Raw genomic sequence first — 20,971 nt, forward strand, 5'->3', positions numbered from 1 at the left:
CCGCGCATCGGACGCGTTGGGGAAGAGTCATGGAGCCGGAGATCGTCACCGTCGGGCTCGACGGCTCGGCGGAGTCCCTGGCGGCGGCGCACTGGGCCGCCGACGAGGCGCACCGGCGGGGCGCCGTGCTGCGGTTGCTGCACGCCTGGATCATGTTGGCCGCCCAGGCGCCGGACACCGCGCCCGAGCGGGACCAGAACGTCTGCGCCCGCCAGGTCGTCCGCGCGGCGACGGCCGCGGTGCGGGCCCGTCATCCGCAGCTGCCGATCATCGAGGACCTGGTGGGCGACGAGCCGGAGCCGGCGCTGCTGCGGGCCTCGGCGGAGTCCCGGCTGCTCGTCCTGGGTTCGCGGGCCCTGTCGGCGTGGAAGAGCTTCGTCCTCGGTGATGTCAGCCTGAGCGTGGTGGCCCGGGCCGCGGGCCCGGTGGTCCTGGTGCGGGCCGGTGAGCCGGAGCCGGCGGAGCGCGCCGAGCGTGCCGAGCCGGCGGACTCGGCCGCGCCGGGGGCCGCCGCACCGCGGGTCGTGGCAGGGGTCGGGCTCGGCGGGCCGGCCGAGCGGCTGCTGGAGTTCGCCTTCGAGTCGGCGGCCGTCCGCGGGGTCCTGCTCCAGGTGGTGCACGGCCGCCCGTTCCCCGTCCAGGTCTACACGCCGTGGGGCGTGGACCTGGACGCGGCGGGCGAGGTGACCGCGGCGGCCGAGCACGAACTGGCCGAGGCACTGCGCCCGTGGAGCGCCCGCTTTCCCGGCGTCCTGGTGCAGCGGACCGTGCTGACGGACAGCCCGGCCCGGGCGGTCGTCGAGGCCGCCTCGGGGGCCGGCCTCCTGGTCGTCGGCCGGCGCCACCACCACCGGCTGCCGGCACCCCGGATCGGCGCTGTCGCCCATGCCGCCATCCACCATGTGACCTGCCCGGTTGCCGTGGTGCCGGATGACTAGGGACGTTCCTCGGCGGGCCGCGGCCGCACCGGATCGTTGCATTCCGCCGGCGGCGTACGCCGTTCGGGGGCGCGACGCGGGATCATGAGGACAGGACTCCGGCCGCACCCGGCCGGGGTCGGCGGAACCAGCACATCCGGAGGTAGTGGCCCGTCATGAGGCACCGCAGAGTGGCCGATCTGATGACCCCCAACGCCGTCACCGTCCAACGGGGCACCCAGTTCCGGGAGATCGCGCGGCTGCTCGACGAGTACGACATCACCGCAGTGCCGGTCGTCGACGACGACGGGCGGCCGGTGGGGGTGGTGTCCGAAGCCGATCTGCTGCGCCGGCAGCTCTCCAAGGCCGGCGCCGCCAACGCCGAGGCGATCATGACCAGTCCGGCCGTGGTGGCACGGCCGGAGTGGAGCGTGGTCGAGGCGGCCCGGACGATGGAACAGCGCCGGGTCAAGCGGCTGCCGGTGGTCGACGACGGCGGCCGGCTCATCGGGGTGATCAGCCGCAGCGACCTGGTCCAGCTCTTCCTGCGGCGGGACCGGGCGATCCAGGAGGAGATCCTGGAGGAGGTGCTGACCCGCACGCTCGGGGTCGCGCCGTCCGCGGTCACCGTCGATGTCGCCGACGGCACCGTGACGCTCACCGGCACGCTGGAGCGCCGGAGCCTGGTGCCGATCGCGGTCCGGCTCTGCGAGAGCGTGGACGGGGTGATCGAGGTGATCGACCGGCTCACCTACGAGCGGGACGACGCCGCCGGCGCATCGGGCGGTGCCGCCGTCTTCCCCGGGCAGCCCGCGCCCGAAGCGGGCTGACGGGGACGGCCGTCCGGTGCCCCGGACGGCCCACCGGACCGGGCGCCCACCGGATGCCGGAGGTGTACTTGACACACAGCGCACCGTACGGACAGCGAGGTCGGCCGCCGGTCGCCGCCGGCGGCCCGTGAACGAGGGGAGCGGGCCCGTGTCGTCATCGGATGCCACTGCCCTTCCGGCCCGGCCCGACCGGATCTTCGACCGCACCGACGAGTGGACCGACCTCGTCGGCTTCGCCCGCGATCCCCGTCCGGGCGCCACCCTCGCGCTGGTCTCCGGGCAGCGCCGCCAGGGCAAGACGTTCCTGCTGGAGGCGGTGAGCCAGGCCACCGGCGGCTTCTACTTCGACGGGCAGGCGGCCGCCGAGGCGGAGTCCCTGCGGCGGCTGGCCGAGCGGCTGGCCGCCCACACCGGAGCGGCCCGGCCGCCGCACTGGGGCAGCTGGGACGACGCGATGGAGGCGCTGCTCGCGCTGGGCGACGAGCGGCCGGCGCCGGTGATCGTCGACGACTTCCCCGAGCTGGTCGGGCACAGCCCCGCACTGCCGTCGGTGCTGCACTGCGCCTTCGTCCGGATGCACGAGCAGCGCCCGCACAACCGCACCCGGCTGATCCTCAGCGGCGCCAGCCCCGCCGTCATCCGCCGGCTCTTCGCCGGCTCGTCGTCGCTGCACCGCCTGGCCTCCCTGGAGCTGGCCGTGCGGCCCTTCGGCTTCCGGAAGGCGGCCCGCTTCTGGGGCATCCGGTCGCCCCGGCTCGCGGTGCAGGTGCACGCCGTCGTCGGCGGCACCCCCGCCTACCGCGGCGACCTGGTCCGCGACGACGCGCCGGCCGGCCCGGACGACTTCGACGCCTGGGTGTGCCGGACGGTGCTCAATCCGCGGGTGCCGCTGTTCTGGGAGGCCCGCCACCTGCTGGAGCAGGAGGGCGACTACGCCGACCGCGCCCTGTCCCACTCGGTGCTGGTCGCGATCGCCGGCGGCCGCTCCACCCCCGGCGGGATCGCCGACCGCCTGGGGGCCTCGCTGCACGACATCTCGCACGTCCTGGCCGTGATGCGGAACCACGGGCTGCTGCACGGCGAAGCCGACGCGTTCCGGCCGGGCCTGACCCGCTACCGCATCGCCGAACCGCTGCTGGCCTTCGAGCACGCCGTCGCCTGGCCCCACCGGGCCGCCCTGGAGCAGGAGGACGCGGCCGCCGTCTGGCGCCGGATCCGCCCGGACTTCGACGCCTCGGTGGCCGCGCCGCACTTCGCCCAGCTCTGCCGGGACTGGGCCACCCGGTACGCCGCCTGGGACACCTTCGGCGGGGAGGCCGCCACAGCGGTCCGCGGCACCGTCCCCGATCCGGAGGGGAACGGCCGGCTCGACGCGGAGGTGGTCGTCCGCGGCACGGCCGACGGGCGGCCGGGAGTGCTGCTGTCGGTCGGGGTGGCCTGCTGGAACGAGGTCATGGACGCCCCGCACCTGGCCCGGCTGCGCCGCATCCTCGCCCTGCTCGCCGCGTCCGGCGAGGACACCGGCCAGACCGTGCCGGCCTGCTACGGCGGCGTCGGCTTCGGCCCGGAGCTGCGGGCCGCGGAGGCCAAGGGCGAGGTCCTGCTGATCGGCATCGACCGGCTCTACCACGGCGAATGACCGGCCCCAACTGATGCCCCGTCAGTCACGGTCCGGCTCGTCCGACTCGCGCCGCCGCGCCCGGCATGGCCAGCATGGAGGGAGCGGAGGCGTTCCGCTGCCCGTACGGGGAGGTGATCCGTGATGAATCTGCCGATGCGCCACCGGCCCGGCGGCCCGTGGGAGCACGGGCCGGGCCGGCGGCCCCGGCCGATGGCCGAGGTCCAGGAGCTCTTCGACCGGATGAGCCAGCTGCTGGAGTCCGCCGCGTTTCCCGCGTTCCCCGCGTTCCCCGCGTCCCCGGCCGAGGCGGTGGCCTTCACCCCGCCCGCCGACCTGCACGAGACCGACGAGGCGTATGTGGTCGAGTGCGAACTGCCCGGAATCACCCGCCAGGACATCGACGTCGAGGTCGGCGAGCACGAGGTGAGCATCTCCGGCGAGTTCCGGGCCGCCGAGCGGGAGGGCGCACCGCGCCACCGCGGGCGCCCCACCGGGGCGTTCGAGTACCGCGCGCTGCTGCCGGTGGACGTCAAGGCCGACGAGGTGACCGCCGGGCTCTCGGACGGTGTCCTCACGGTGACGATCCCCAAGGCGCAGGCCGCCAGGCCGCGCCACGTCGAGATCCAGGGCTGAACCGCCGGGACGCACCGCGGCCTTGCGGCGGCCGGCGCCGGCTCCTCGTGCGGACCGCGGCCGCGTACGCACACTGGAAGCAGGCGGGGCGTGCGTCCCCGAAGGGCGGGCGCGCAGAGTCACGTCAGTGCAGGGAAGGGTGAGCGGCGATGCAGGCGCACAAGGGAGACGTACTGCGCATCACCGGACGCGCGGTGGGCAGCCCGGAGCACCGGGCCACGGTGGTCGAGGTGCTCGGACGCAACGGCGAACCCCCGTACCGGGTGCGCTACGAGGACGGCCACGAGTCGGAGATCTTCCCCGGACCGGGCTGTGTCACCGAATCCGTCGCCGGGGCGCGCCCGGCGCGGACCGACGCGCCCCGGCACAGGGTGTAGTCCCCATGGGACGCAAAGCGGCGGCTCGCCGGCACCGCGCGACGCCCGCCGGATCGGGACAGGCCGGCCGCACCGACCGGACGGGCCGCGGCCAGAAGCCGCGGGGCCAGGCCGACGGCCCGCCGCGGGCCGACGAACTCCCCGGCGGCCGGCTGCCGCCGCACCAGGAGCCGAAGCCGAAGCGCCCGGTCCGGACGATCCGGGTGCCCCGCCTGTTCGGCTGACCCCGCGGCCCGGCCCGCGAAGTCGCCGGGCCGCAGAGCGGCGCGCAGCATGGAACCGGGCCCGAAAGCGGGCCCCGCGGGACCAGGCACACATCAGCCGAGCGCCCCGCGAACACCGTCGAGGCGCGGAGGTGACCGCGATGAACATGCCCGTGCGACACCGGCCCGGCAGCTTCCTGGAACAGGTTCTACCGGCCTGGGGCGAGCCCATCGCGTCGGAGTTCGACGACCTCTACGAGCGGATGGGCCGCCTGCTCGAAGCCGCCGGCGGCGGCACCGCGCTCGCCGAGCGGAGCCAGTGGGCGCCGCTGGCGGACCTGCACGAGACCGCCGACGCCTACATCGTCGAGGCCGAACTGCCCGGGGTGAAACGCGACGACGTCGACGTCGAGATCGGCAACCGAGAGCTGCGCATCACCGGCGAGTACAAGGAGTGCGGGCACGAGGGCGTACTGCGCCGCACCACCCGCCGCACCGGCCGCTTCGCGTTCCGTTCGGCGCTGCCCGTCGACGTCCGGACCGACGAGGTCACGGCGAACCTGACGGACGGCGTGCTGACCGTGACCATCCCCAAGGCGGAGGCCACCACGCCCCGGCACATCGAGATCACCGACTGACCCGTGACGGCCCGCGGCGCCGGGCCGCCCGGATCGTTCTCCGGAGGCCGCGGACCCGCGGACCCCCTCGACAAGCCCCCGTCGTTGTCGCCGCCCGCCGGCGCCGTCCCGGCCGCGATTGACATGCAGCCAGGTGGCTGCCTATCGTTTTTCATGCAGCCGCACGGCTGCATGACAGGGGCGGGAAAGGAAAAGGCGGGCGTGGACGAGGTCTTCAGGGCGTTGGCCGACCCGGGGCGCCGGAGGCTGCTGGACAGCCTCAACGCCCGCAACGGGCAGACGCTGCGGGAGCTGTGCGCGGAGCTGGACATGGCGCGGCAGTCGGTCAGCAAGCACCTGGCCGTCCTGGAGGCGGCCAACCTGATCACCACGCTCCGCCGCGGGCGGGAGAAGCTGCACTACCTCAACGCCGAGCCGATCAACGCCCTCGCCGACCGCTGGATCAGCCGCTACGACCGCGAGCGGGCGCGCGCCCTCGCCGACCTCAAACACGCACTGGAGACACCCCCCATGGACAGCGACGCGTTCGTCTACACCACCTACATCCGGACCACGCCGGAACGGCTCTGGCAGGCTCTCACCGACCCCGCGTTCACCCGCCGCTACTGGGGCGCGGAGTTCGCCACCGACTGGCGGACCGGCTCGACCATGGCCTGGACCGAGCGCGGAGCCACCGTCACCGACCCCGAACAGGTCGTCCTGGAGTCCGCCCCGCACCGGCGACTGTCGTACACCTGGCACACCTTCACCCCCGAGTGGGCCGCGAGCGTCGGCGTCGCCGACGACGTCCTGGCCGCGCTCGCGGCCGAGCCGCGCTCGAAGGTGACCTTCGAGATCGAGCCGCTCGGCGAGATGGTCAAGCTCACCGTGGTGCACGACGGATTCGCGCCCGGCTCCACCGCCCGCGGCATGATCCAGCACGGCTGGCCGGCACTGCTGTCCAACCTCAAGACCCTGCTGGAGACGGGCGAACTGCTTCCGGAGCCGGAGCCGGAGCCGGAGCCCGCGTCCGGTGCGGGGCGGGCCTAGCCGCCGGCGCGCCCGCGCCCGCCGCCTCCTCCGTGTCCTCCGCCGCCTCGTCCCCGCCCGGCCACAGGACCTGCGCGCCGGCCAGCAGCTCGGCGATCACCTCGTCGAGGTCCAACCGACGCTCCACCGCGTGCAGTTGGGGCAGCGTGGCCCGGGTGCTCACCCGGGGCGGGGCGAGCAGCCGGCAGCAGTCCTCGTCGGGCAGCACGGAGACGTCCGCCGTGCCGATGGCCCGCGCCTCGTCGATGATCTCCTGCTTCTCCCAGCCGACCAGCGGCCGGACGACGGGCAGCCCGGCGGCCTCGTCCACCGCGGCGAGGTTCGCCAGCGTCTGGCTGGCCACCTGCCCCAGGCTGTCCCCGGTCACCAGCGCCTGCGCCCGGATCCGGCCGGCCAGCACCGAGGCGGCCCGGACCATCAGCCGCCGCTGGGCCACCACCTGCAGCCTGCCCGCCCCGGCCACCGCCAACTGCCGCTGTGCCCGCCCCAGGGCGATGACGTACAGCCGCCCCGGCGGCTGGTAGCGGTTGAGCTCCCGGGCGAGCGCGTACGCCTTGTACGCCGACGACGCGTTGGTGTACGGGGCGCCCGTGAAGTGCACGAAGTCGCAGGCCAGGCCGCGGCGCATGGCACGGTAGGCGGCCACCGGCGAGTCGAAGCCGCCGGACAGCAGCACCAGGGCGCGGCCGCTCGCCCCGACCGGCAACCCGCCCTGTCCCGGATGGCGGGCCCAGGACAGATAGGTCTCCCGGTGGTCGATCTCGATCGCCAGCCGGACGCCCGGGTGGGAGAGGTCGACCGGCAACCCGTCCCACGCCTCCTGGACCCGCGCCCCGACATACGCCTCCAGCTGTGTCGAGGTCATCGGGAACGACTTGTCCCGGCGCCGGACCCGGACCGCGAAACTCGCCACCGGCCGCTCCGATGCCACCGCGCCCAGCGTCCGCACCGCCGCCGCGGTGATCGCGGCCACGTCGCTGGGCACCCGGATCGCCGGCTCGACGGAGTTGAAACCGATCACCCGCCGGGCCCGCTCGACCAGGACCTCCTGCGGCACCTGCCCGCCCAGCACGGTGACGTTCTGCGCGGTCTTGATCCACGTCGAGCCGCCCACGCCGCGCAGCGCGAGCCGGAGGTTGTCGTGCAGCCGCTCGGTGAACAGCCGGCGGTTGCGCCCCTTGAGGAAGATCTCGCCGTGCTTGAGCAGGACGCAGGAGCGGTACGGGCCGGGCGTCCCGGTGGGGGGATTGCGTGGTGCGCCGGACACAACTCTCCTTCGTGCGTCGGTGTGCGGCCCGGGGCGCGGCCCACCGGCTCCCCGCCCGGCGGACCTGCCGCATCTCCAGGGTAGACACCCGGGCGCCCCGGGCCGTCGTACGGCGTCGCCGGCTCTCAGCCCACCCGCGCGGCACGGTGCCGGCCGGCGAGCGCCCGGGCGGCGAGTTCGAAGCGGAGGGCGCACTCGTGCCGTCCCGGGCCCGGCCGGGCCGCGGCGATGGCCGGCTCGAACGCCCGCTGCAGGGCGACCACCAGATCGTCGTGCTTGCCGGCGAAGTAGGCGAGATTGCGCCGCCACTCGCGGTGCCGCGCCGGGGAGACCGGCTCCCGGTGCAGGTGGTACGCGCCGGCCTCGGGCGCGTAGCGCAGCCGCAGACCGCCCCTGGTCAGTCGGTAGCCCAGCTCGGAGTCCTCCAACCCCCAGCCGACGAACGCCTCGTCGAAGCCGCCGGCGGCCACCAGATGGCGCCGCCGCACCGACGCGTTGCACGCCCACAGGTAGTGCCAGGCGGTCTCCAGGTCGGCCAGCTCGCAGCCGAACGCCTCCAGCACCGGCTCCCGTTCGTCGCCCCGCACCACCGGCGGCAGGGCCTCGAAGCTGAACTCGTACCGCAGCCGCTCCCGGTCCACCGGCCCGTCCGCCAACTGGAACCGCCGGCCGACGACCACCGCCCCGTCGTCCCCGGCATGGGCCCGGGCGTGCTCGGCGAGGAACGTCGGCGCCACCACCTGGTCCGCGTCGAGCAGCACCACGAGATCGCCGGCCGCCCGCGCCAGCCCGAGGTTGCGGGCCCGGGCCCGGCCGGACGCGGGGGAGCGCGGCGCGTACACATAGCGGAGGTCCAGGTCGGACGGGAGGCCGGCGACCATCCGGTCCGTGCCGTCGGCCGAGCCGTCGTCCACCACTATCACCTCGGACGAGTGCTGTGCTTCGAGCGTCTGACGGGCCAGGGACAGCAGGCACAGCTCCAGTACGTCCCGGGCGCGGTAGGCGGGGATGACGACACTGATCCTCATGCTCCGACGGGCCTCATCTCGGTGGGCGACAGCCTGGTGAAGAACCTGCGCGGCCGGTGCCCACCCGGAGTCACGGCGCTGCCCACGGCGTTGGACGGACCCGGGGGTGCGCTGGTGTCTCGGGGAGCGCGGCGTGCTGCGGGTGAGGGGCGGTGGGGGTGACGCGGAACGGCCCGGGAAGTCAAGCACCGCGTCAAGGCAAGGGTCAACGCCACCCTTTCGTACCGGAATTGACCACCTTGACGCGCCTCACTCGCTGCGGTAGCGGCCGCTCGCCGGCACCCGTGGGGACGTTGGGGCGCGGACGGAGTCCTGAGGCATGCGCGCGCGGCCCCGGCCGCCCGGTGCGGACGCCGGTCCGGACCGGGCACCGTGCCGTCCCGGGCTCCCGCAGCCCGAACGGCGCAGCGGAATCCGGCCCGAACACGGCCGAGATGGTGCCGCCCACGGGTGGGACGGACCGCGGCACCGATGCCGTCGCGGGAGCTACCGGCGGCGCTCCACCCGCCGCTCGTCCCACACCGCTTCCGGCGTCTCCCGGACCCTGCCGTCCTGCCCGAAGACCAGATAACGGTCGAAGGAGCGGGCGAACCAGCGGTCGTGGGTGACCACCAGCGCCGTGCCCTCGTACGCCTCCAGGCCCTTCTGCAGCGCCTCGGCCGACTCCAGGTCGAGGTTGTCCGTCGGCTCGTCCAGCAGCAGCGCGGTCGCCCCGCCGATCTCCAGCAGCAGGATCTGGAACCGCGCCTGCTGCCCGCCGGACAGCTTCTCGAAGGGCTTGTCCCCGTGCTGGTCGAGCTCGTAGCGGCGCAGCGCGCTCATCGCCGGCCCCCGGCTGCGCGCATGTTCGGCCCACAGGATCTCGACGAGCGTGCGCCGCATCAGCTCCGGCCGGGCATGGGTCTGTGCGAAGTGCCCCGGCACCACCCGGGCGCCCAGCTTCCACTGCCCGCCGTGTGCGACGTCCTCACCGGCCAGCAGCCGCAGGAAGTGCGACTTCCCCGAGCCGTTGGATCCCAGCACCGCGACCCGTTCGCCGTAGAAGACCTCCAGGTCGAACGGCTTCATCAGCCCCGTCAGCTCCAACTGCCGGCAGGTCACCGCCCGGACGCCGGTGCGGCCGCCCGTCAGCCGCATGGTGATCTTCTGCGGGCGCGGCGGCTCGGGCGGCGGGCCGATCTCCTCGAACTTCTGCAACCGGGTCTGCGCCGCGTGGTACCGCGAGGCCATCTCGTCGCTGCGCTTGGCGTACTGCCGCATGTCCGCCACCAGCCGCTTGAGCTGAGCGTGCTTCTCGTCCCAACGCCGCCGCAGCTCCTCGAACCGCTCGAACCGCTCGGCCCGCGCCTCGTGGTACGTCGCGAAACCGCCGCCGTGCACCCACACGTCGCTGCCCGCCGCACCGGGCTCCACGCTCACGATCCGCTGCGCCGCCCGCGCCAGCAGTTCCCGGTCGTGGGAGACGAACAGCACCGTCTTGCGGGTCTCCCGCAGCTGCTCCTCCAGCCACTGCTTGCCGGGCACGTCGAGGTAGTTGTCCGGCTCGTCGAGCAGCAGCACCTCGTCCGGGCCGCGCAGCAGCGCCTCCAGCACCAGCCGCTTCTGCTCGCCGCCGGAGAGCGTCCGCACCGCCCGCCACTGCGCCTTCTCGTACGGGATCCCGAGCGCGGACATCGTGCACATGTCCCACACCGTCTCGGCCTCGTACCCGCGGGCCTCCGCCCAGTCGCTCAGTGCCTGGGCGTACTGCAGCTGCGCGGCCTCGTCGTCCCGCTCCATGATGGCCGTCTCGGCGTCGTCGACGGCGTGCGCCGCGTGCCGGATTCGCTCCGGCGCCACCGCCACCAGCAGATCCCGGACCGTCCGCTCGTCCCGCACCGAGCCGACGAACTGGGGCATCACCCCCAGCCCGCCGCTGACCGTCACCGACCCTCCGTGCGGCCTCAACTCGCCCGAGATCAGCCGCAACAGCGTGGTCTTGCCCGCACCGTTGGCCCCGACGAGCGCGGCCACCGCCCCCTCGCCCACCCGGAAGGAGGCGTCGTCGAGCAGCACCCGCCCGTCCGGAAGGTAGTACTCCACGTGCGCGACTTCTACATGCCCCATAAACCGGCCCAAACTTAAGAACGCTGAAGAAAACCGAGAAAACCGAAAACATTCCACCGAAACACCGCGCGCGAACACCAGGCGAAGCGACGGCGCGCGACGGCCGGCATCCCCGCAGGCGTGATCACATTCCGCTTCGGCACTGTATCGGAACGGGAATCCGCACACCGAACGGCGAACTCCGGCCGTACTCTCCCCCGTACGACGCCCGGGGCCAAGCGGATTTCCCGCCCGTGACGGATTCCGGCCGCCGCCCTTGGGACCGACGGCCCGAGGAAGCGCCCGGCGCACCCTCACCCGCCGTCGGCCGTCGGCTTCTCCCAGACCGACACATGCCGACGGCTCTCGCCGGTGAACGCCTCGCCCGACCACCCGGCCCAGCGCTCGCGCAGCCGCAGCCCGGCCAGCCGCGCCATCAGATCGAGTTCCGCCGGCCAGACGTACCGGAACGGGATCGACCGGTAGCTGCCGCGCCCGTCGACGACGTCGACGTAGTTCGAGCTCATCGCCTGGGTGGCGACGTCATAGAGGTCGAACGCCCAACGGGTCGGACTGATCCCGAACGGCACGGCGTGCGCTCCCGGCGGGAGCTTCCGCAGCTCGGGGACCGTCACCTCGACGACGAAGCAGCCCCCCGGTGCGAGGTGTGCCGCGGCATTGCGGAAGCAGTCGACCTGCGCCTCCTGGGACGTCAGATTCATGACGGTGTTGAAGACCAGGTAGGCGAGCGAGAACGTCCCGTCCACCCGTGTGGTGGCGAAGTCGCCGATCGTCACGCCGATGCCGTCGCCGCCCGGCTTGGCCCGCAGCCGGTCGACCATCGCCCGGGACAGGTCGATGCCGTGGACCGGCACACCGCGGCGCGCCAGCGGCAGCGCGATCCGGCCCGTCCCGATGCCCAGCTCCAGCGCCCGCCCGCGCCCGGCGAGCCGGACCAGGAAATCGACCACCGGATCCACAACTCCCGCGGCGAACATCTCCGCTGACGTCTCGTCATACGTCGTCGCGACATCCTGCCCGAAGTATCCGTCCGCATCGACATCGACCATGCCCGGACCGTACCGCGCAGGACGCCCGGCCCGCCCGGCATTTTTCGCGCGGGCCCTCCTGCCTGGGCCACGGCCCGGCCCGGGGCCGAGGCGCATCGGGGTCAGTGCGGCACGGCCTCGCACAGCGCGGCGGCGACCGCGACCTCGGTGCCGGCCAGTCCGACCGAGCTGAAGACCGTGAGCTCGTCGTCGGCCGTACGGGCCGAGGCCGCGCCGGCGAGCACGGCGCCGAGGGGGACGAGCCGGTCGATCGGGAAGAGCTGCGGTTCGGGGAAGCCGGCCGACTGGGCGACGGAGTCGGTCAGGACGGTGCCGGCCCGCTCGGCCAGGGAGGCGGGCACCTCGCGCCGGGCAACGGACTTGGGGCCGAGGGTCGACAGATGGGTGCCCGGAGCCAGCCAGTCGGCATCCAGGACCGGAGTGGGGCTGCCGGTGGCCACGATCACCACGTCCCGGTCGGCGACCGCGTCCCGCACCGCGGTCACCGCCCTTGCCGCCACGCCGAGTTCGGCGGCGGCCCGGCGCGCGAAGGCCGCGGCGCGCTCCTGACGGCGGGCCACCACGACGGCCTCCGTCACCTCCCGCACCGCGCACAGGGCCCACAGCTGCGCCCATGCCTGTGGCCCCGCCCCCACCAGCCCGACGCGGACCGGTCCGGGCCGGGCCGCGGCATCCACCGCCACGGCGCCGATCGCCCCGGTCCGCCGCGGGCCCAGCTCGTCGCCGTGCACCACGGCCCGCAGCCGGCCGTCCTCCGTGCCCCAGACGGCGACCAACTGCTCGGCGCCGACGAGGGTGTCGTAGCAGCGGAAGCCGAACAGCCCGCGGGTGCGCAGCCGGCCCGCGGTGATCACCAGATCGCCGTCCCCGAGCCCGGCCCGGGCCCGGGGCGGCGCGTCCAGCGTGCCGTGATGGGCGGCCAGCAGCGCCTCGCGCACGGCGCGGACCGCCGTCGCGGCGTCCAGACGGGCGCGGACATCGTCGTCGTCGAGCAGCAGCACGGGCACCGGCACGTTCCCTTCGGTGGGCGGGACCCGGGCGGATCCCTGGTCGGGGACCACTGTGCCGGTCCGGTGCCGTGCGCCGCATCCGTCGTGCGGCCGCCGCCCGCCGGCGGCGGCCGCGGGATCAGGCGCCGGCCGCGACCACGTCGGTGGCGTCCACCGCACGGCGCAGGGCGCCAGCGAGCCGCACGGCGTCACCGACCGCCCACACATGGACGAAGAACAGGCGGGGTTCGTCCGTCAGGCCGTGGTTGTGCAGCTCGACGAGCTTGGCGTCGGCCTTCCGCAGCGCCCGCAGGACGTCCTGGACCTCGTCGGCGACCATGCAGCAGTCCGCGCTGACCGCGGCCCGACCGTCGCCCAGCGGCTGGAAGTTGAAGGCGCTGGTCGAGCCCAGACCCGGCGGCAGCACCAGCCTGCCGTCGGTGATCTTCTCCCGGCGGACGAAGATGCACTTGTAGATCCCGTCGTCCACGGACCCCTTGGCGCGCATCGCCTCGTCGATCCCGTCGGTGTCCAGATCGACGTCGTCGTCCGCGTCGGACTCCTTCGCGAGCGGGGTGCCGGTGCCGTCGAACGCCTTGCGGATACCGCGCGCCAGCGTCTCCGGGTCGTGGCCGTGCCCGTGCACATGGACCCACCAGATGTCCGGCTGCTGGGAGAGCAGGTGCTTGTGCAGCGCGGTCACGGCGAGGTGGTGCTTCTGCAACGTGTCGACGAAGCCCTGGAGTTCGTCCTCGGTCACCACCACGTCGCCCATCAGCAGGGTGCTGTCGTCGGCGTAGCGGACGAAGGAGACGTGCGAGCCCAGTGCGAGGGACGGCTTTACGTGGATGCGATGCGAGGCCACCTTGAGGTCCCGTCGGGGGAGCCCGGTGTGGTACATCACCTTGCGCTTCATGTCGCCGGTCCTGCCCATCGTCCTGGCGACCGATTTCCAGTGGGAGAGAGTGCTCTCGACCGGTTCGATCAGCTTCCGCGCGGCCGGCGCGAGCGCCTCGCCGGACTCGCCGGGCAGGGCGGCCGGACGGGCCCGCGCCGGAGTGGGCGCCGCGGCCAGCAGCGGGGCGAAGGCCGCCGCGGCCAGTACGCGCCGCCGAGGAGAACCCGCTCGCGGGTCGGGGGTCTGCTGTCGGTCTCCAGCCATGACGTGAATACCTCCACGGTGACCTCCATCAGGAGGAGTTGGATGCATCCCCGAACTGACGGCCCGTCACCCCGCGGTTGCGGGCCAGCTGGGCTAAGCGGTCATCGTGATGGGTGAGGGAGCGGGGCCGGACGGCCGGTCCCGTTGACGCCTCCGGCGCCCGAGCCCCGCCGACCGCCCGCGCGGGCCCGCCTGCCCCCCTCGCCGGGCGACCCCCGCCGCCGGACAGCAAGAGCGCGCCCCGCTCTGCTTCGGCAGGGCGGGGCGCTTGGTCGTTCAGTTGGTGGCGGGGGCGGCGGCGGGGGTGGTGTGCGTGTGTACGGAGTTCGCCCAGGCGGCGAGCAGCTGCTCGTACTCGGCTTGTTCCTCCGGCAACAGGGCCCGACCGGCGCGCGCGGCCATGAACTCGCGTATCCGCTCGTTGGCCTCGGAGTGTGGAACGCTCGTGGTCGCCATGGTCCGAATTCTACGTCCGTGCGGTGACAACCGGCTTGATCACGGCACATATGAGGTGCCGGGGATGCCCCTCGGCTCGCCGCTCTCCCGGTTCCTCCGCTTGCGGGACCGCCCTGGGTGGCGTCCGGCCGCAGATGGCCCGTAGCACCGGCGCACGTTGGAGTGACATGGCCGTTTGCCGGAGGGGGTCCGGGGAGTCGGGGGAAGGATGGCGGTGGTTCTGCCGATATGTCGCCTTGATGAATGGAGGTCCCTCATGAAGCGCCTGACTGTTCTCGCTACCGCAGTAGCGGCCTCAGCGCTGATCGTCCTCGGAGCCGGCACCGCCCATGCCGACGGACCCAATTCCGGCTCCGCCCGGATCGGAACCGCCCCGATCACCGAAGGTATCCAAAGAGTGGTGAGCGGGGCCTTCCTTATCGACGACTGAGATCCTGCGCAGGGGCGAGCCCCTTGGATGCGGTGCGACGCCTCCGTTCAGGCCCGTTCGAGGGCGAGAGCGGGGGCGCGGCTGTGTGCGGGCCCGTCCCGGCGTGGCCGAGCCGTCAGGTCGAAGGGCGGCCCGTGTCAGGCGTCGGTCGGGTGGCGGGGTTCGCGCCACATGGTCCACAGCGTCGGGCCGTTCTCCGGGAGTTGCATCTTCTCCCGGACGGTGAAGCCGAAGTGTTCGTAGACGGGCAGGTTCGACGGCTTGGAGGACTCCAGGTAGGTGGGCAGGCCCGTGGCGTCCGCCTTGGCCAGGCCCGAGCGGAGCAGGGCGGCTCCGTGGCCCTGGCCCTGGGCGGCCGGGTCGGCGCCGATCACCGCCAGGGACCAGTGGGGTTCCTGGGGTGCGTAGTCGGCGGCCGTCAGGGCCGCCTGCGCGAAGAGGGCGGCCCGGTCCCCGAGGATGCTTTCGAGTTCGTGGATGGTTTCCGCGTCGGGAACGGCCTTGTCCTGAGCCTCCGGCGGCACCCAGAACGCGGCGGCCGCGTCGGTGCGTTCGCACACGCCGTGGCGGACGTACTGGCGGGTGAAGAGCGTGGCGAAGTAGCGGCCGAGTCCTGCCTCGCGTGCGGTGCTCTCGGGGAAGCACCAGCGCATCATCGGGTCGTCGTCGAAGGCGAGCGCCAGGGCGCGGCTGACCAGGGGAGCGTCGTCGACCGTCGCCGTCTTTGGGGTGTTTGGCATCGACATACCGGTCATTGTGTACGGCGGCTGTTTCCGGTGGTGCGGTGGGGGCGGTTGAGGAGTCGGGCCAACCGGCCGGGCCAACCGGGAGAATCCGGCGTGGGGTTGTGGCCGTCGCATGGACAGCGCCTCGGCCCCGCGTGAGCAGGGGCGAGGCGCTGTGGTGGTCAGTTCGTGGGCCGGCGGCTGTGTATCGCGTCGGTCCAAGCGGCGAGCAGTTGCTCGTACTCGGTTTGCTCTTCGGGCCATAGTGGCCGACCGACACGGGCGGCCATGAATGCGCGTATACGCTCGTTGGCCTCGGCGGTGGCGTCTGGGACGCATGTGGGCGCCATGCCGAAGATGATATTCCGCTGGATGGTCTGAGGCTATTACCGCGTTTGGGTGATACTGGCAAGCTCTGCCCTTGATGTCACGGAGGCATTCGATCCGGGCGCCGGGGCAAGGGGCGGAGCCGGGGTGGTCGTTGATCAGTCGGGCGACTCGGCGAGGCGGCGGAGCAGCGGCTCGACCTCGGCCAGTTTGCGGATCTCGTCCGGACGGAGTGCGGTGAGGCGACGGGCCAGGTCCTGTGCCTCACCGCGGGCGAGGTCCGTCAGTGCCGTGGTGCCGCGTTCGGTGAGCAGGATCCGGCTGGCGCGCCGGTCCTTGGGGTCGGCCTCGCGGCGCACCAGGCCGGCCGACTCCAGGCCCAGGACCGCGGCGGTGGCGGTCGGTTGGGAGCAGGGCACCCACTGCGCGATCTCCCCGATGCGGGACGGGCCGCGCTGGTTGAGCAGCGCCAGCACGGCGACATGGGTCAGCTGGATGCTGCCCGCCGTGGCGGACCTGCGCAGGCTCCGGGTGAGCCGGTGCAGTGAGATCACCAGCTGGAGCGCCGCGTCGTCGCCGATGGTCATCGTCCACCCATCCCTCGGTACCGCACCGGGTCCGCCGTGGATCCCCTGCTCAGGGGTCGCCGTGGATCAAGCGAGCGTAATGGTGGGGGAGTACATCTCCAACCACAGGGCCAGATCCAGTGTCCGTTCGAGGCCGCGCCGTGATGCCTGGGTGATCTGCGGTGCCTCATGGTGCGCCGCACGTCGCAGCCAGTCACGGTCGACGAGGTCGAAGACCTGGTGCGAGGGGCGCGCCAGCAGGTCCTTGGCGTGCCGCTGGAGAGCGACGGCGTACTGCGGGTCCTGGGTGGACGGGTACGGGCTCTTCACCCGGTCGTACACCGACCTGGGCAGCAGATCGGCGGTGGCCTCGCGCAGCAGGCTCTTCTCCCGGCCGTCGAAGGACTTCAGGGACCACGGGGCGTTGTAGACGTACTCGACCAGGCGGTGGTCGCAGAACGGGACCCGGACCTCCAGTCCGACGGCCATGCTCGCCCGGTCCTTGCGGTCCAGCAGGATCCGGACGAATCGGGTCAGGTGGAGATAGCAGATCTTCCGCATCCGGAACTCGAAGTCGCTCTCCCCGTCGAGCCGTTCGACGTCCTTGACGGCGCGGTCGTAGCCGTCCTGGACGTAGGAGCGCAGGTCGAGGGCGCCGGTGAGGTCCGAGGTGAGGACCGTGTCGCCGTTGCCCACGTTCCCGGCGTACCGGACGAGCCAGGGGAAGGTGTCGGCCTTGCGGGCCTCCTCGTCGAAGAACTGCTTGTACCCGCCGAAGACCTCGTCCGCCGACTCGCCGGACAGCGCCACCGTCGAGTGCTCGCGGATCGCCTTGAACAGCAGGTAGAGGGAGGCGTCCATGTCGCCCAGGCCCATCGGCAGGTCGCGGGCCCGCAGCATCTTGGCGCGGACGTCGGGGTCGGCCAGGGCGGCGGAGTCCAGCACGATGTCCTGGTGCTCGGTGCCCGCGGCCCAGGCCACGTCGTGCACGAAGGGGGTGTCGGGGGTGGCGCGCAGGTCGTCGGCGACGAAGTTCTCGGTCTGGCCGACGAAGTCGACGGCGAAGCTGCGCACCGTCTCGCCCACGTCGGCCAGCTGACGGGCCGCCAGGGCGGTCATCGCGGAGGAGTCCAGTCCGCCGGAGAGCAGGGTGCAGCGCGGGACGTCGGAGACCAGCTGGCGGCGGACGATGTCGTCGAGCAGGGTCCGGACGTGGCCGATCGACGTCTCCTGGTCGTCGTGGTGCGCGCGGGTGCGCAGCGACCAGTAGACGTGCCGGCGCACCCCGTCGGCGTCGACGGTGACCACGCTGCCCGGCTCTACCTCGAACATGCCGTCCCACACGGCGTGTCCGGGCGTCTTGATGAAGGCGAACAGCTCGCGCAGGCCGTCCAGGCCCACCCGCCGTTCGGCGAGCGGGTTGGCGAGGATCGCCTTGGGCTCGGAGCCGAACAGCACGCCGTCGGCGGTGGGGTAGTAGTAGAACGGCTTGATGCCCATCCGGTCGCGGACCATCACCAGCCGCCGGCGCTGCTCGTCCCAGACGGCGAACGCGAACATGCCGTTGAGGTGTTCGGCGACCGCCTCGCCCCACTCCAGGTAGCCGTGCAGCACGACCTCGGTGTCGGAGTCGGTGGTGAAGCGGTGGCCGCGGCCCGCCAGTTCGCTGCGCAGTTCGCCGAAGTTGTAGGTCTCGCCGGAGTAGACGATGACGACCTCGGTGCCGTCCGGCCGCTCGACGGTCATGGGCTGACGTCCGCCGGGCAGGTCGATGATGGCGAGGCGACGGTGGCCCAGCGCGGCCGGGCCGCGTACCCAGGTGCCGCGGTCGTCGGGGCCGCGGCAGGACATCGTCTCGGTCATCGCGTCCACGGTCTTCTGCTCGGAACGCAGATCGCGGTCGAAGGAAATCCAGCCGGTGATGCCGCACATGCCGTGTCCTCCTGCTCCGAACCCTGGGGTCCGCGGGGGCAGGGGGCGCCGGAGGCATCGCTGCGGCCGCGGGCCGGGAGGGGCGGGCAGGGCCGGTCGGCCGGCTGCCCGGGCCGCTCCACCAGAGTCAGTTGTATCGAGCACCTATGTAATGAGGGTGTGCCCGAAGTGCCGGCCGCGTCAACCGGGGCGGATCGCGGAGGAGGAGTGCGCGGGGCCGTGCCGCGGCGGTCGGCGATCGTGCGGGCGGCCGCGCCGAGCTGCGGGTTCGCTGCCGGGGAGGGGAGCGGACGGCCCGCGCGGGGGCCGGGCCGGGCCGCGGGAACGAGGGAAAGGTTTTACCCCGAGTGGCGGGGCGGGCCGTGCGCCGCGTCCCCGCCCGGGTCAGATGTTCTTCCGCCCCGCCCGGCCGGTCACCGGCACGTCCAGGGCGCGGGCGATACCCACCACACCCTCGTCGAGCCGTTGTAGATGCCGCAGCACACGGAAGGTGACGGTGTGCGACGGGGGCACCGGGGAGTCGCCGGCGTCCAGCAGCGAGGCGATGCTGGCGCCCGCCTCCACCTCGCCGTCCGCGGGCCGGTCCTGCACCCGTGCGGAGATCAGCTCGATGTTGCTCGCGATGCGCCGGCCGACGCGGCCCAGCCGCGGATCGGCCGCCACCGACCGGCTGGCCGGCAGGAGCTCGGCGGTCGCCGCCAGCGAGCGTGCGTGGTAGGCGCAGGTCTCCAGCAGCGCCACCAGATAGCGCGCGGTCTGGCGGCGGACCCGCAGCGGGGTGATGGGGTGGACCAGCGGCTGGGTGGAGTCGCGCAGGTCGTTCAGCGCGGTGTCCAGGTCACGGGCCAGGGTCAGCAGGTCCACCGCGGGACCGCCGGACAGCTGTGCCACGGCTGCCGAGACCGCCTCGCGCAGCCGGTCCAGCACCGCGCCCAGGTGCTCGTCGGTGCGCCGGTCGGTGTGTACCGGCAGGACCACCGCCGCGGCGATGATCCCGCAGGCCGCGCCCAGCGCCGTCTCCTCGATCCGCAGCACCAGCGTCGCGACGCTGTAGGTGTTGAGGAGGGTGTAGAGCAGGCCCAGCATCGCGGTGACGAAGAAGGACATCAGCGCGTACGACAGCGGCGCGGTGAAGAAACCCCCGAAGACGCAGAGCAGCACCAGGACGAACGCCGTCCAGGTGTGGTTGCCCACCAGCCCGGCCAGCGCCACACCCGCGATCACGCCGAGCACCGTGCCCACCAGCCGGCGGTAGCCCTTGACCAGCACCTCGCCGGTGGACGCGGTGTTGAGGAACACCACCCAGCAGGTCAGCACCGCCCAGTACCAGCGCTGGGTGGACAGGAACTCGCCGCCGACGATGGCCAGCGCGGAACCGACCGCGACCTGGAACGCCGCCCGGGTGGTGGGCCGTTGCAGGCCGGTGTGCTCGTCCTCCTCGGCCTCCTCCGCGCCGACGATCGCCAGGTCCTCGGCGTCGAACTCCTCCCGCGAGCGGGTGGTGGCGGAGGTGTCGTCGGACTCGTCCTGCGGCCCGTCCAGCGCCAGCCGCAGACCGAGTACCGCGCGGGCGGCCTCGCCGAGCGCACGGAAGGCGTCCTGGACGGCGCCCGAGCCGCGCGGCAGGTTGTCCTCGTCGCGGTAGCCCAGCAGGCGGTTGCGGACGTGTGCCACCGCGGTGCCGCGGTCGCCGGGCGCCCGGGCCACCAGCAGGGCCAGCGCGTCCAGGTCCCGGCGGAGGGTCGCCACCGCGCCGCCCTCGGACTGCATGCGGTTGGCGGTGGCCGGGACCGGGGCGTGCGGCAGGTGCAGGGTGAGGGTGTCGGTGCGCTCCGCGCTGCGCGCGTTGAGCAGCGTCATGCCCAGGCGTTCGGCGGCGATCTCGGCGTCCGCGACGCGGCGTTGGAGCAGTGCCGCGGTGGCCGCGTCGCGGGTGCCCTCCTCCAGCCGGCCCTGGATCATCAGCGCCGTCTCGTGCAGCCGCGCGGTGTGCCGCCGCAGGTCGTCGAGGACGCCGTCGATCTCCTCGGGCCCGGCGTCCACCACCTCCCGGTGGGTGGCCACCAGTTGTGCCATCCGGGCCCGGAACGCCTCCCGCAGCCGGGCCAGGGTCCGTTCGGGGGTGTCGGGGAAGACGGCGAACCGCGCCACCGCGCTGCATCCGAACGCGACCGCCAGGGTCAGGAACAGCTCCGGCAGCGTCGCCACGGTGGCGTGCACGAACAGCGAGACGAAGTAGACCTGGAAGCCGATCAGCCCCAGCGCCGTCCCGCGGTCGCCGAACCGGCGGGCGTAGGCGGCACCGAAGATCAGGGCGATGAAGAACAGGTCGCCGGCGATGATCCGGCTGTGCAGCAGCGCCCCCAGCGACACCGCGGCCAGTGCGACCGGCAGGCCCAGCGCGAGGGTGACCGCCTGGCCGCGCACCTCCTTCTCCCGGATGGCGAAGGTCGCGACCATCGCCGCCATCGCGCCCGCGACGAGCAGCGTCACACCGGTGCCGAGCAGCGCCAGGACGACGAGGGTCAGCACGATCGCCCCCACCGTCCGCAGCCCGGCCATCAGTCGCAGCAGTCCCGGGTCGGATGCCGCGAAGCGGTTCCAGGTGCCCGTAACGGTCCGTCGTATAGCTGCCTTCACCGTGCCGTCCGCTCCCCAATCTCGGCATCGGCCGAGGTCACGTGCC

Annotated in this window: 20 protein-coding genes; 9 read left to right on the forward strand and 11 right to left on the reverse strand. The window is 73.3% G+C overall.

Annotation, left to right across the window (positions count from 1 at the left end; all coding sequences use genetic code 11):
- The first annotated feature begins 29 nt into the window (after positions 1-29).
- The 8 genes from K2224_RS30900 (at position 30) to K2224_RS30935 (ending at position 6,248) form a co-directional block, all read left to right on the forward strand.
- Positions 30-938, forward strand: a complete 909-nt coding sequence (locus K2224_RS30900; RefSeq protein ID WP_221910492.1) for a universal stress protein — start codon at positions 30-32, stop codon at positions 936-938.
- Between the two features lie 155 nt (positions 939-1,093).
- On the forward strand, positions 1,094-1,747 hold the full coding sequence (locus K2224_RS30905; protein WP_221910493.1) for a CBS domain-containing protein: 654 nt from the start codon (positions 1,094-1,096) through the stop codon (positions 1,745-1,747).
- 148 nt (positions 1,748-1,895) lie between these two features.
- The gene (locus K2224_RS30910) at positions 1,896-3,386 is read left to right on the forward strand and encodes an ATP-binding protein (RefSeq protein WP_221910494.1); all 1,491 of its coding nucleotides are present in this window, start codon (positions 1,896-1,898) and stop codon (positions 3,384-3,386) included.
- Positions 3,387-3,509: 123 nt separating this feature from the next.
- Positions 3,510-4,001 carry an Hsp20/alpha crystallin family protein gene (locus K2224_RS30915; RefSeq protein ID WP_221910495.1) on the forward strand — a complete coding sequence of 164 codons (492 nt, stop codon included), beginning with the start codon at positions 3,510-3,512 and terminating at the stop codon, positions 3,999-4,001.
- Between the two features lie 149 nt (positions 4,002-4,150).
- Positions 4,151-4,378 carry a DUF1918 domain-containing protein gene (locus K2224_RS30920; RefSeq protein WP_221910496.1) on the forward strand — a complete coding sequence of 76 codons (228 nt, stop codon included), beginning with the start codon at positions 4,151-4,153 and terminating at the stop codon, positions 4,376-4,378.
- A 5-nt stretch (positions 4,379-4,383) separates the two neighbouring features.
- Positions 4,384-4,602: a hypothetical protein gene (locus tag K2224_RS30925; protein ID WP_221910497.1), complete on the forward strand. Its 219-nt coding sequence runs from the start codon at positions 4,384-4,386 to the stop codon at positions 4,600-4,602.
- A 140-nt stretch (positions 4,603-4,742) separates the two neighbouring features.
- A complete protein-coding gene (locus tag K2224_RS30930) occupies positions 4,743-5,219 on the forward strand; it encodes an Hsp20/alpha crystallin family protein (RefSeq protein ID WP_221910498.1) in 477 nt (158 codons plus the stop codon).
- 201 nt (positions 5,220-5,420) lie between these two features.
- Positions 5,421-6,248, forward strand: coding sequence for a metalloregulator ArsR/SmtB family transcription factor (locus tag K2224_RS30935; RefSeq protein WP_221910499.1), 828 nt, complete (start codon positions 5,421-5,423; stop codon positions 6,246-6,248).
- Here K2224_RS30935 and thiI read toward each other — a convergent pair.
- From thiI to K2224_RS30970, 7 genes are all read right to left on the reverse strand, one after another.
- On the reverse strand, positions 6,166-7,515 hold the full coding sequence (gene thiI, locus K2224_RS30940) for a tRNA uracil 4-sulfurtransferase ThiI (RefSeq protein WP_221910500.1): 1,350 nt from the start codon (positions 7,513-7,515) through the stop codon (positions 6,166-6,168). The two genes, K2224_RS30935 and thiI, sit on opposite strands and share 83 nt — an antisense overlap.
- Positions 7,516-7,640: 125 nt before the next feature.
- Positions 7,641-8,543: a glycosyltransferase family 2 protein gene (locus K2224_RS30945; RefSeq protein ID WP_221910501.1), complete on the reverse strand. Its 903-nt coding sequence runs from the start codon at positions 8,541-8,543 to the stop codon at positions 7,641-7,643.
- 486 nt (positions 8,544-9,029) lie between these two features.
- Positions 9,030-10,649: an ABC-F family ATP-binding cassette domain-containing protein gene (locus tag K2224_RS30950; RefSeq protein WP_221910502.1), complete on the reverse strand. Its 1,620-nt coding sequence runs from the start codon at positions 10,647-10,649 to the stop codon at positions 9,030-9,032.
- A 293-nt stretch (positions 10,650-10,942) separates the two neighbouring features.
- Complete coding sequence (locus K2224_RS30955) at positions 10,943-11,698, reverse strand: class I SAM-dependent methyltransferase (RefSeq protein ID WP_221910503.1); 756 nt, start codon at positions 11,696-11,698, stop codon at positions 10,943-10,945.
- A gap of 101 nt (positions 11,699-11,799) precedes the next feature.
- Positions 11,800-12,705 carry an ornithine cyclodeaminase family protein gene (locus K2224_RS30960; protein ID WP_260693569.1) on the reverse strand — a complete coding sequence of 302 codons (906 nt, stop codon included), beginning with the start codon at positions 12,703-12,705 and terminating at the stop codon, positions 11,800-11,802.
- Between the two features lie 121 nt (positions 12,706-12,826).
- Positions 12,827-13,849: a DUF1259 domain-containing protein gene (locus K2224_RS30965; protein ID WP_221910505.1), complete on the reverse strand. Its 1,023-nt coding sequence runs from the start codon at positions 13,847-13,849 to the stop codon at positions 12,827-12,829.
- Positions 13,850-14,125: 276 nt separating this feature from the next.
- Positions 14,126-14,305 carry a hypothetical protein gene (locus tag K2224_RS30970; protein ID WP_221910506.1) on the reverse strand — a complete coding sequence of 60 codons (180 nt, stop codon included), beginning with the start codon at positions 14,303-14,305 and terminating at the stop codon, positions 14,126-14,128.
- Between the two features lie 256 nt (positions 14,306-14,561).
- Between K2224_RS30970 and K2224_RS30975 the strand changes: the two genes are divergently transcribed.
- Positions 14,562-14,735, forward strand: a complete 174-nt coding sequence (locus K2224_RS30975; protein WP_221910507.1) for a hypothetical protein — start codon at positions 14,562-14,564, stop codon at positions 14,733-14,735.
- A gap of 137 nt (positions 14,736-14,872) precedes the next feature.
- Here the strand turns inward: K2224_RS30975 and K2224_RS30980 are convergent, their stop codons facing one another.
- The 4 genes from K2224_RS30980 to K2224_RS30995 form a co-directional block, all read right to left on the reverse strand.
- Positions 14,873-15,481, reverse strand: coding sequence for a GNAT family N-acetyltransferase (locus K2224_RS30980; RefSeq protein ID WP_221910508.1), 609 nt, complete (start codon positions 15,479-15,481; stop codon positions 14,873-14,875).
- 464 nt (positions 15,482-15,945) lie between these two features.
- Positions 15,946-16,374, reverse strand: coding sequence for a MarR family winged helix-turn-helix transcriptional regulator (locus K2224_RS30985; protein WP_221910509.1), 429 nt, complete (start codon positions 16,372-16,374; stop codon positions 15,946-15,948).
- Positions 16,375-16,440: 66 nt separating this feature from the next.
- Positions 16,441-18,285, reverse strand: a complete 1,845-nt coding sequence (asnB, locus tag K2224_RS30990; RefSeq protein ID WP_221910510.1) for an asparagine synthase (glutamine-hydrolyzing) — start codon at positions 18,283-18,285, stop codon at positions 16,441-16,443.
- A gap of 384 nt (positions 18,286-18,669) precedes the next feature.
- Positions 18,670-20,847 carry an FUSC family protein gene (locus K2224_RS30995; protein WP_260693886.1) on the reverse strand — a complete coding sequence of 726 codons (2,178 nt, stop codon included), beginning with the start codon at positions 20,845-20,847 and terminating at the stop codon, positions 18,670-18,672.
- Positions 20,848-20,971: the final 124 nt, after the last annotated feature.

The organism is Streptomyces sp. BHT-5-2 (assembly GCF_019774615.1).
Classification (GTDB): domain Bacteria; phylum Actinomycetota; class Actinomycetes; order Streptomycetales; family Streptomycetaceae; genus Streptomyces.

Bases quoted from the DNA above. Each gene is read 5' to 3' on its own strand.
- K2224_RS30900 (WP_221910492.1), top strand. From the start codon at position 30: ATGGAGCCGGAGATCGTCACCGTCGGGCTCGACGGCTCGGCGGAGTCC.
- K2224_RS30905 (WP_221910493.1), top strand. From the start codon at position 1,094: ATGAGGCACCGCAGAGTGGCCGATCTGATGACCCCCAACGCCGTCACC.
- K2224_RS30915 (WP_221910495.1), top strand. From the start codon at position 3,510: ATGAATCTGCCGATGCGCCACCGGCCCGGCGGCCCGTGGGAGCACGGG.
- K2224_RS30920 (WP_221910496.1), top strand. From the start codon at position 4,151: ATGCAGGCGCACAAGGGAGACGTACTGCGCATCACCGGACGCGCGGTG.
- K2224_RS30925 (WP_221910497.1), top strand. From the start codon at position 4,384: ATGGGACGCAAAGCGGCGGCTCGCCGGCACCGCGCGACGCCCGCCGGA.
- K2224_RS30930 (WP_221910498.1), top strand. From the start codon at position 4,743: ATGAACATGCCCGTGCGACACCGGCCCGGCAGCTTCCTGGAACAGGTT.
- K2224_RS30945 (WP_221910501.1), bottom strand. From the start codon at position 8,543: ATGAGGATCAGTGTCGTCATCCCCGCCTACCGCGCCCGGGACGTACTG.
- K2224_RS30950 (WP_221910502.1), bottom strand. From the start codon at position 10,649: ATGGGGCATGTAGAAGTCGCGCACGTGGAGTACTACCTTCCGGACGGG.
- K2224_RS30955 (WP_221910503.1), bottom strand. From the start codon at position 11,698: ATGGTCGATGTCGATGCGGACGGATACTTCGGGCAGGATGTCGCGACG.
- K2224_RS30965 (WP_221910505.1), bottom strand. From the start codon at position 13,849: ATGGCTGGAGACCGACAGCAGACCCCCGACCCGCGAGCGGGTTCTCCT.
- K2224_RS30970 (WP_221910506.1), bottom strand. From the start codon at position 14,305: ATGGCGACCACGAGCGTTCCACACTCCGAGGCCAACGAGCGGATACGC.
- K2224_RS30975 (WP_221910507.1), top strand. From the start codon at position 14,562: ATGAAGCGCCTGACTGTTCTCGCTACCGCAGTAGCGGCCTCAGCGCTG.
- K2224_RS30980 (WP_221910508.1), bottom strand. From the start codon at position 15,481: ATGTCGATGCCAAACACCCCAAAGACGGCGACGGTCGACGACGCTCCC.
- K2224_RS30985 (WP_221910509.1), bottom strand. From the start codon at position 16,374: ATGACCATCGGCGACGACGCGGCGCTCCAGCTGGTGATCTCACTGCAC.
- asnB (WP_221910510.1), bottom strand. From the start codon at position 18,285: ATGTGCGGCATCACCGGCTGGATTTCCTTCGACCGCGATCTGCGTTCC.
- K2224_RS30995 (WP_260693886.1), bottom strand. From the start codon at position 20,847: ATGGCCGGGCTGCGGACGGTGGGGGCGATCGTGCTGACCCTCGTCGTC.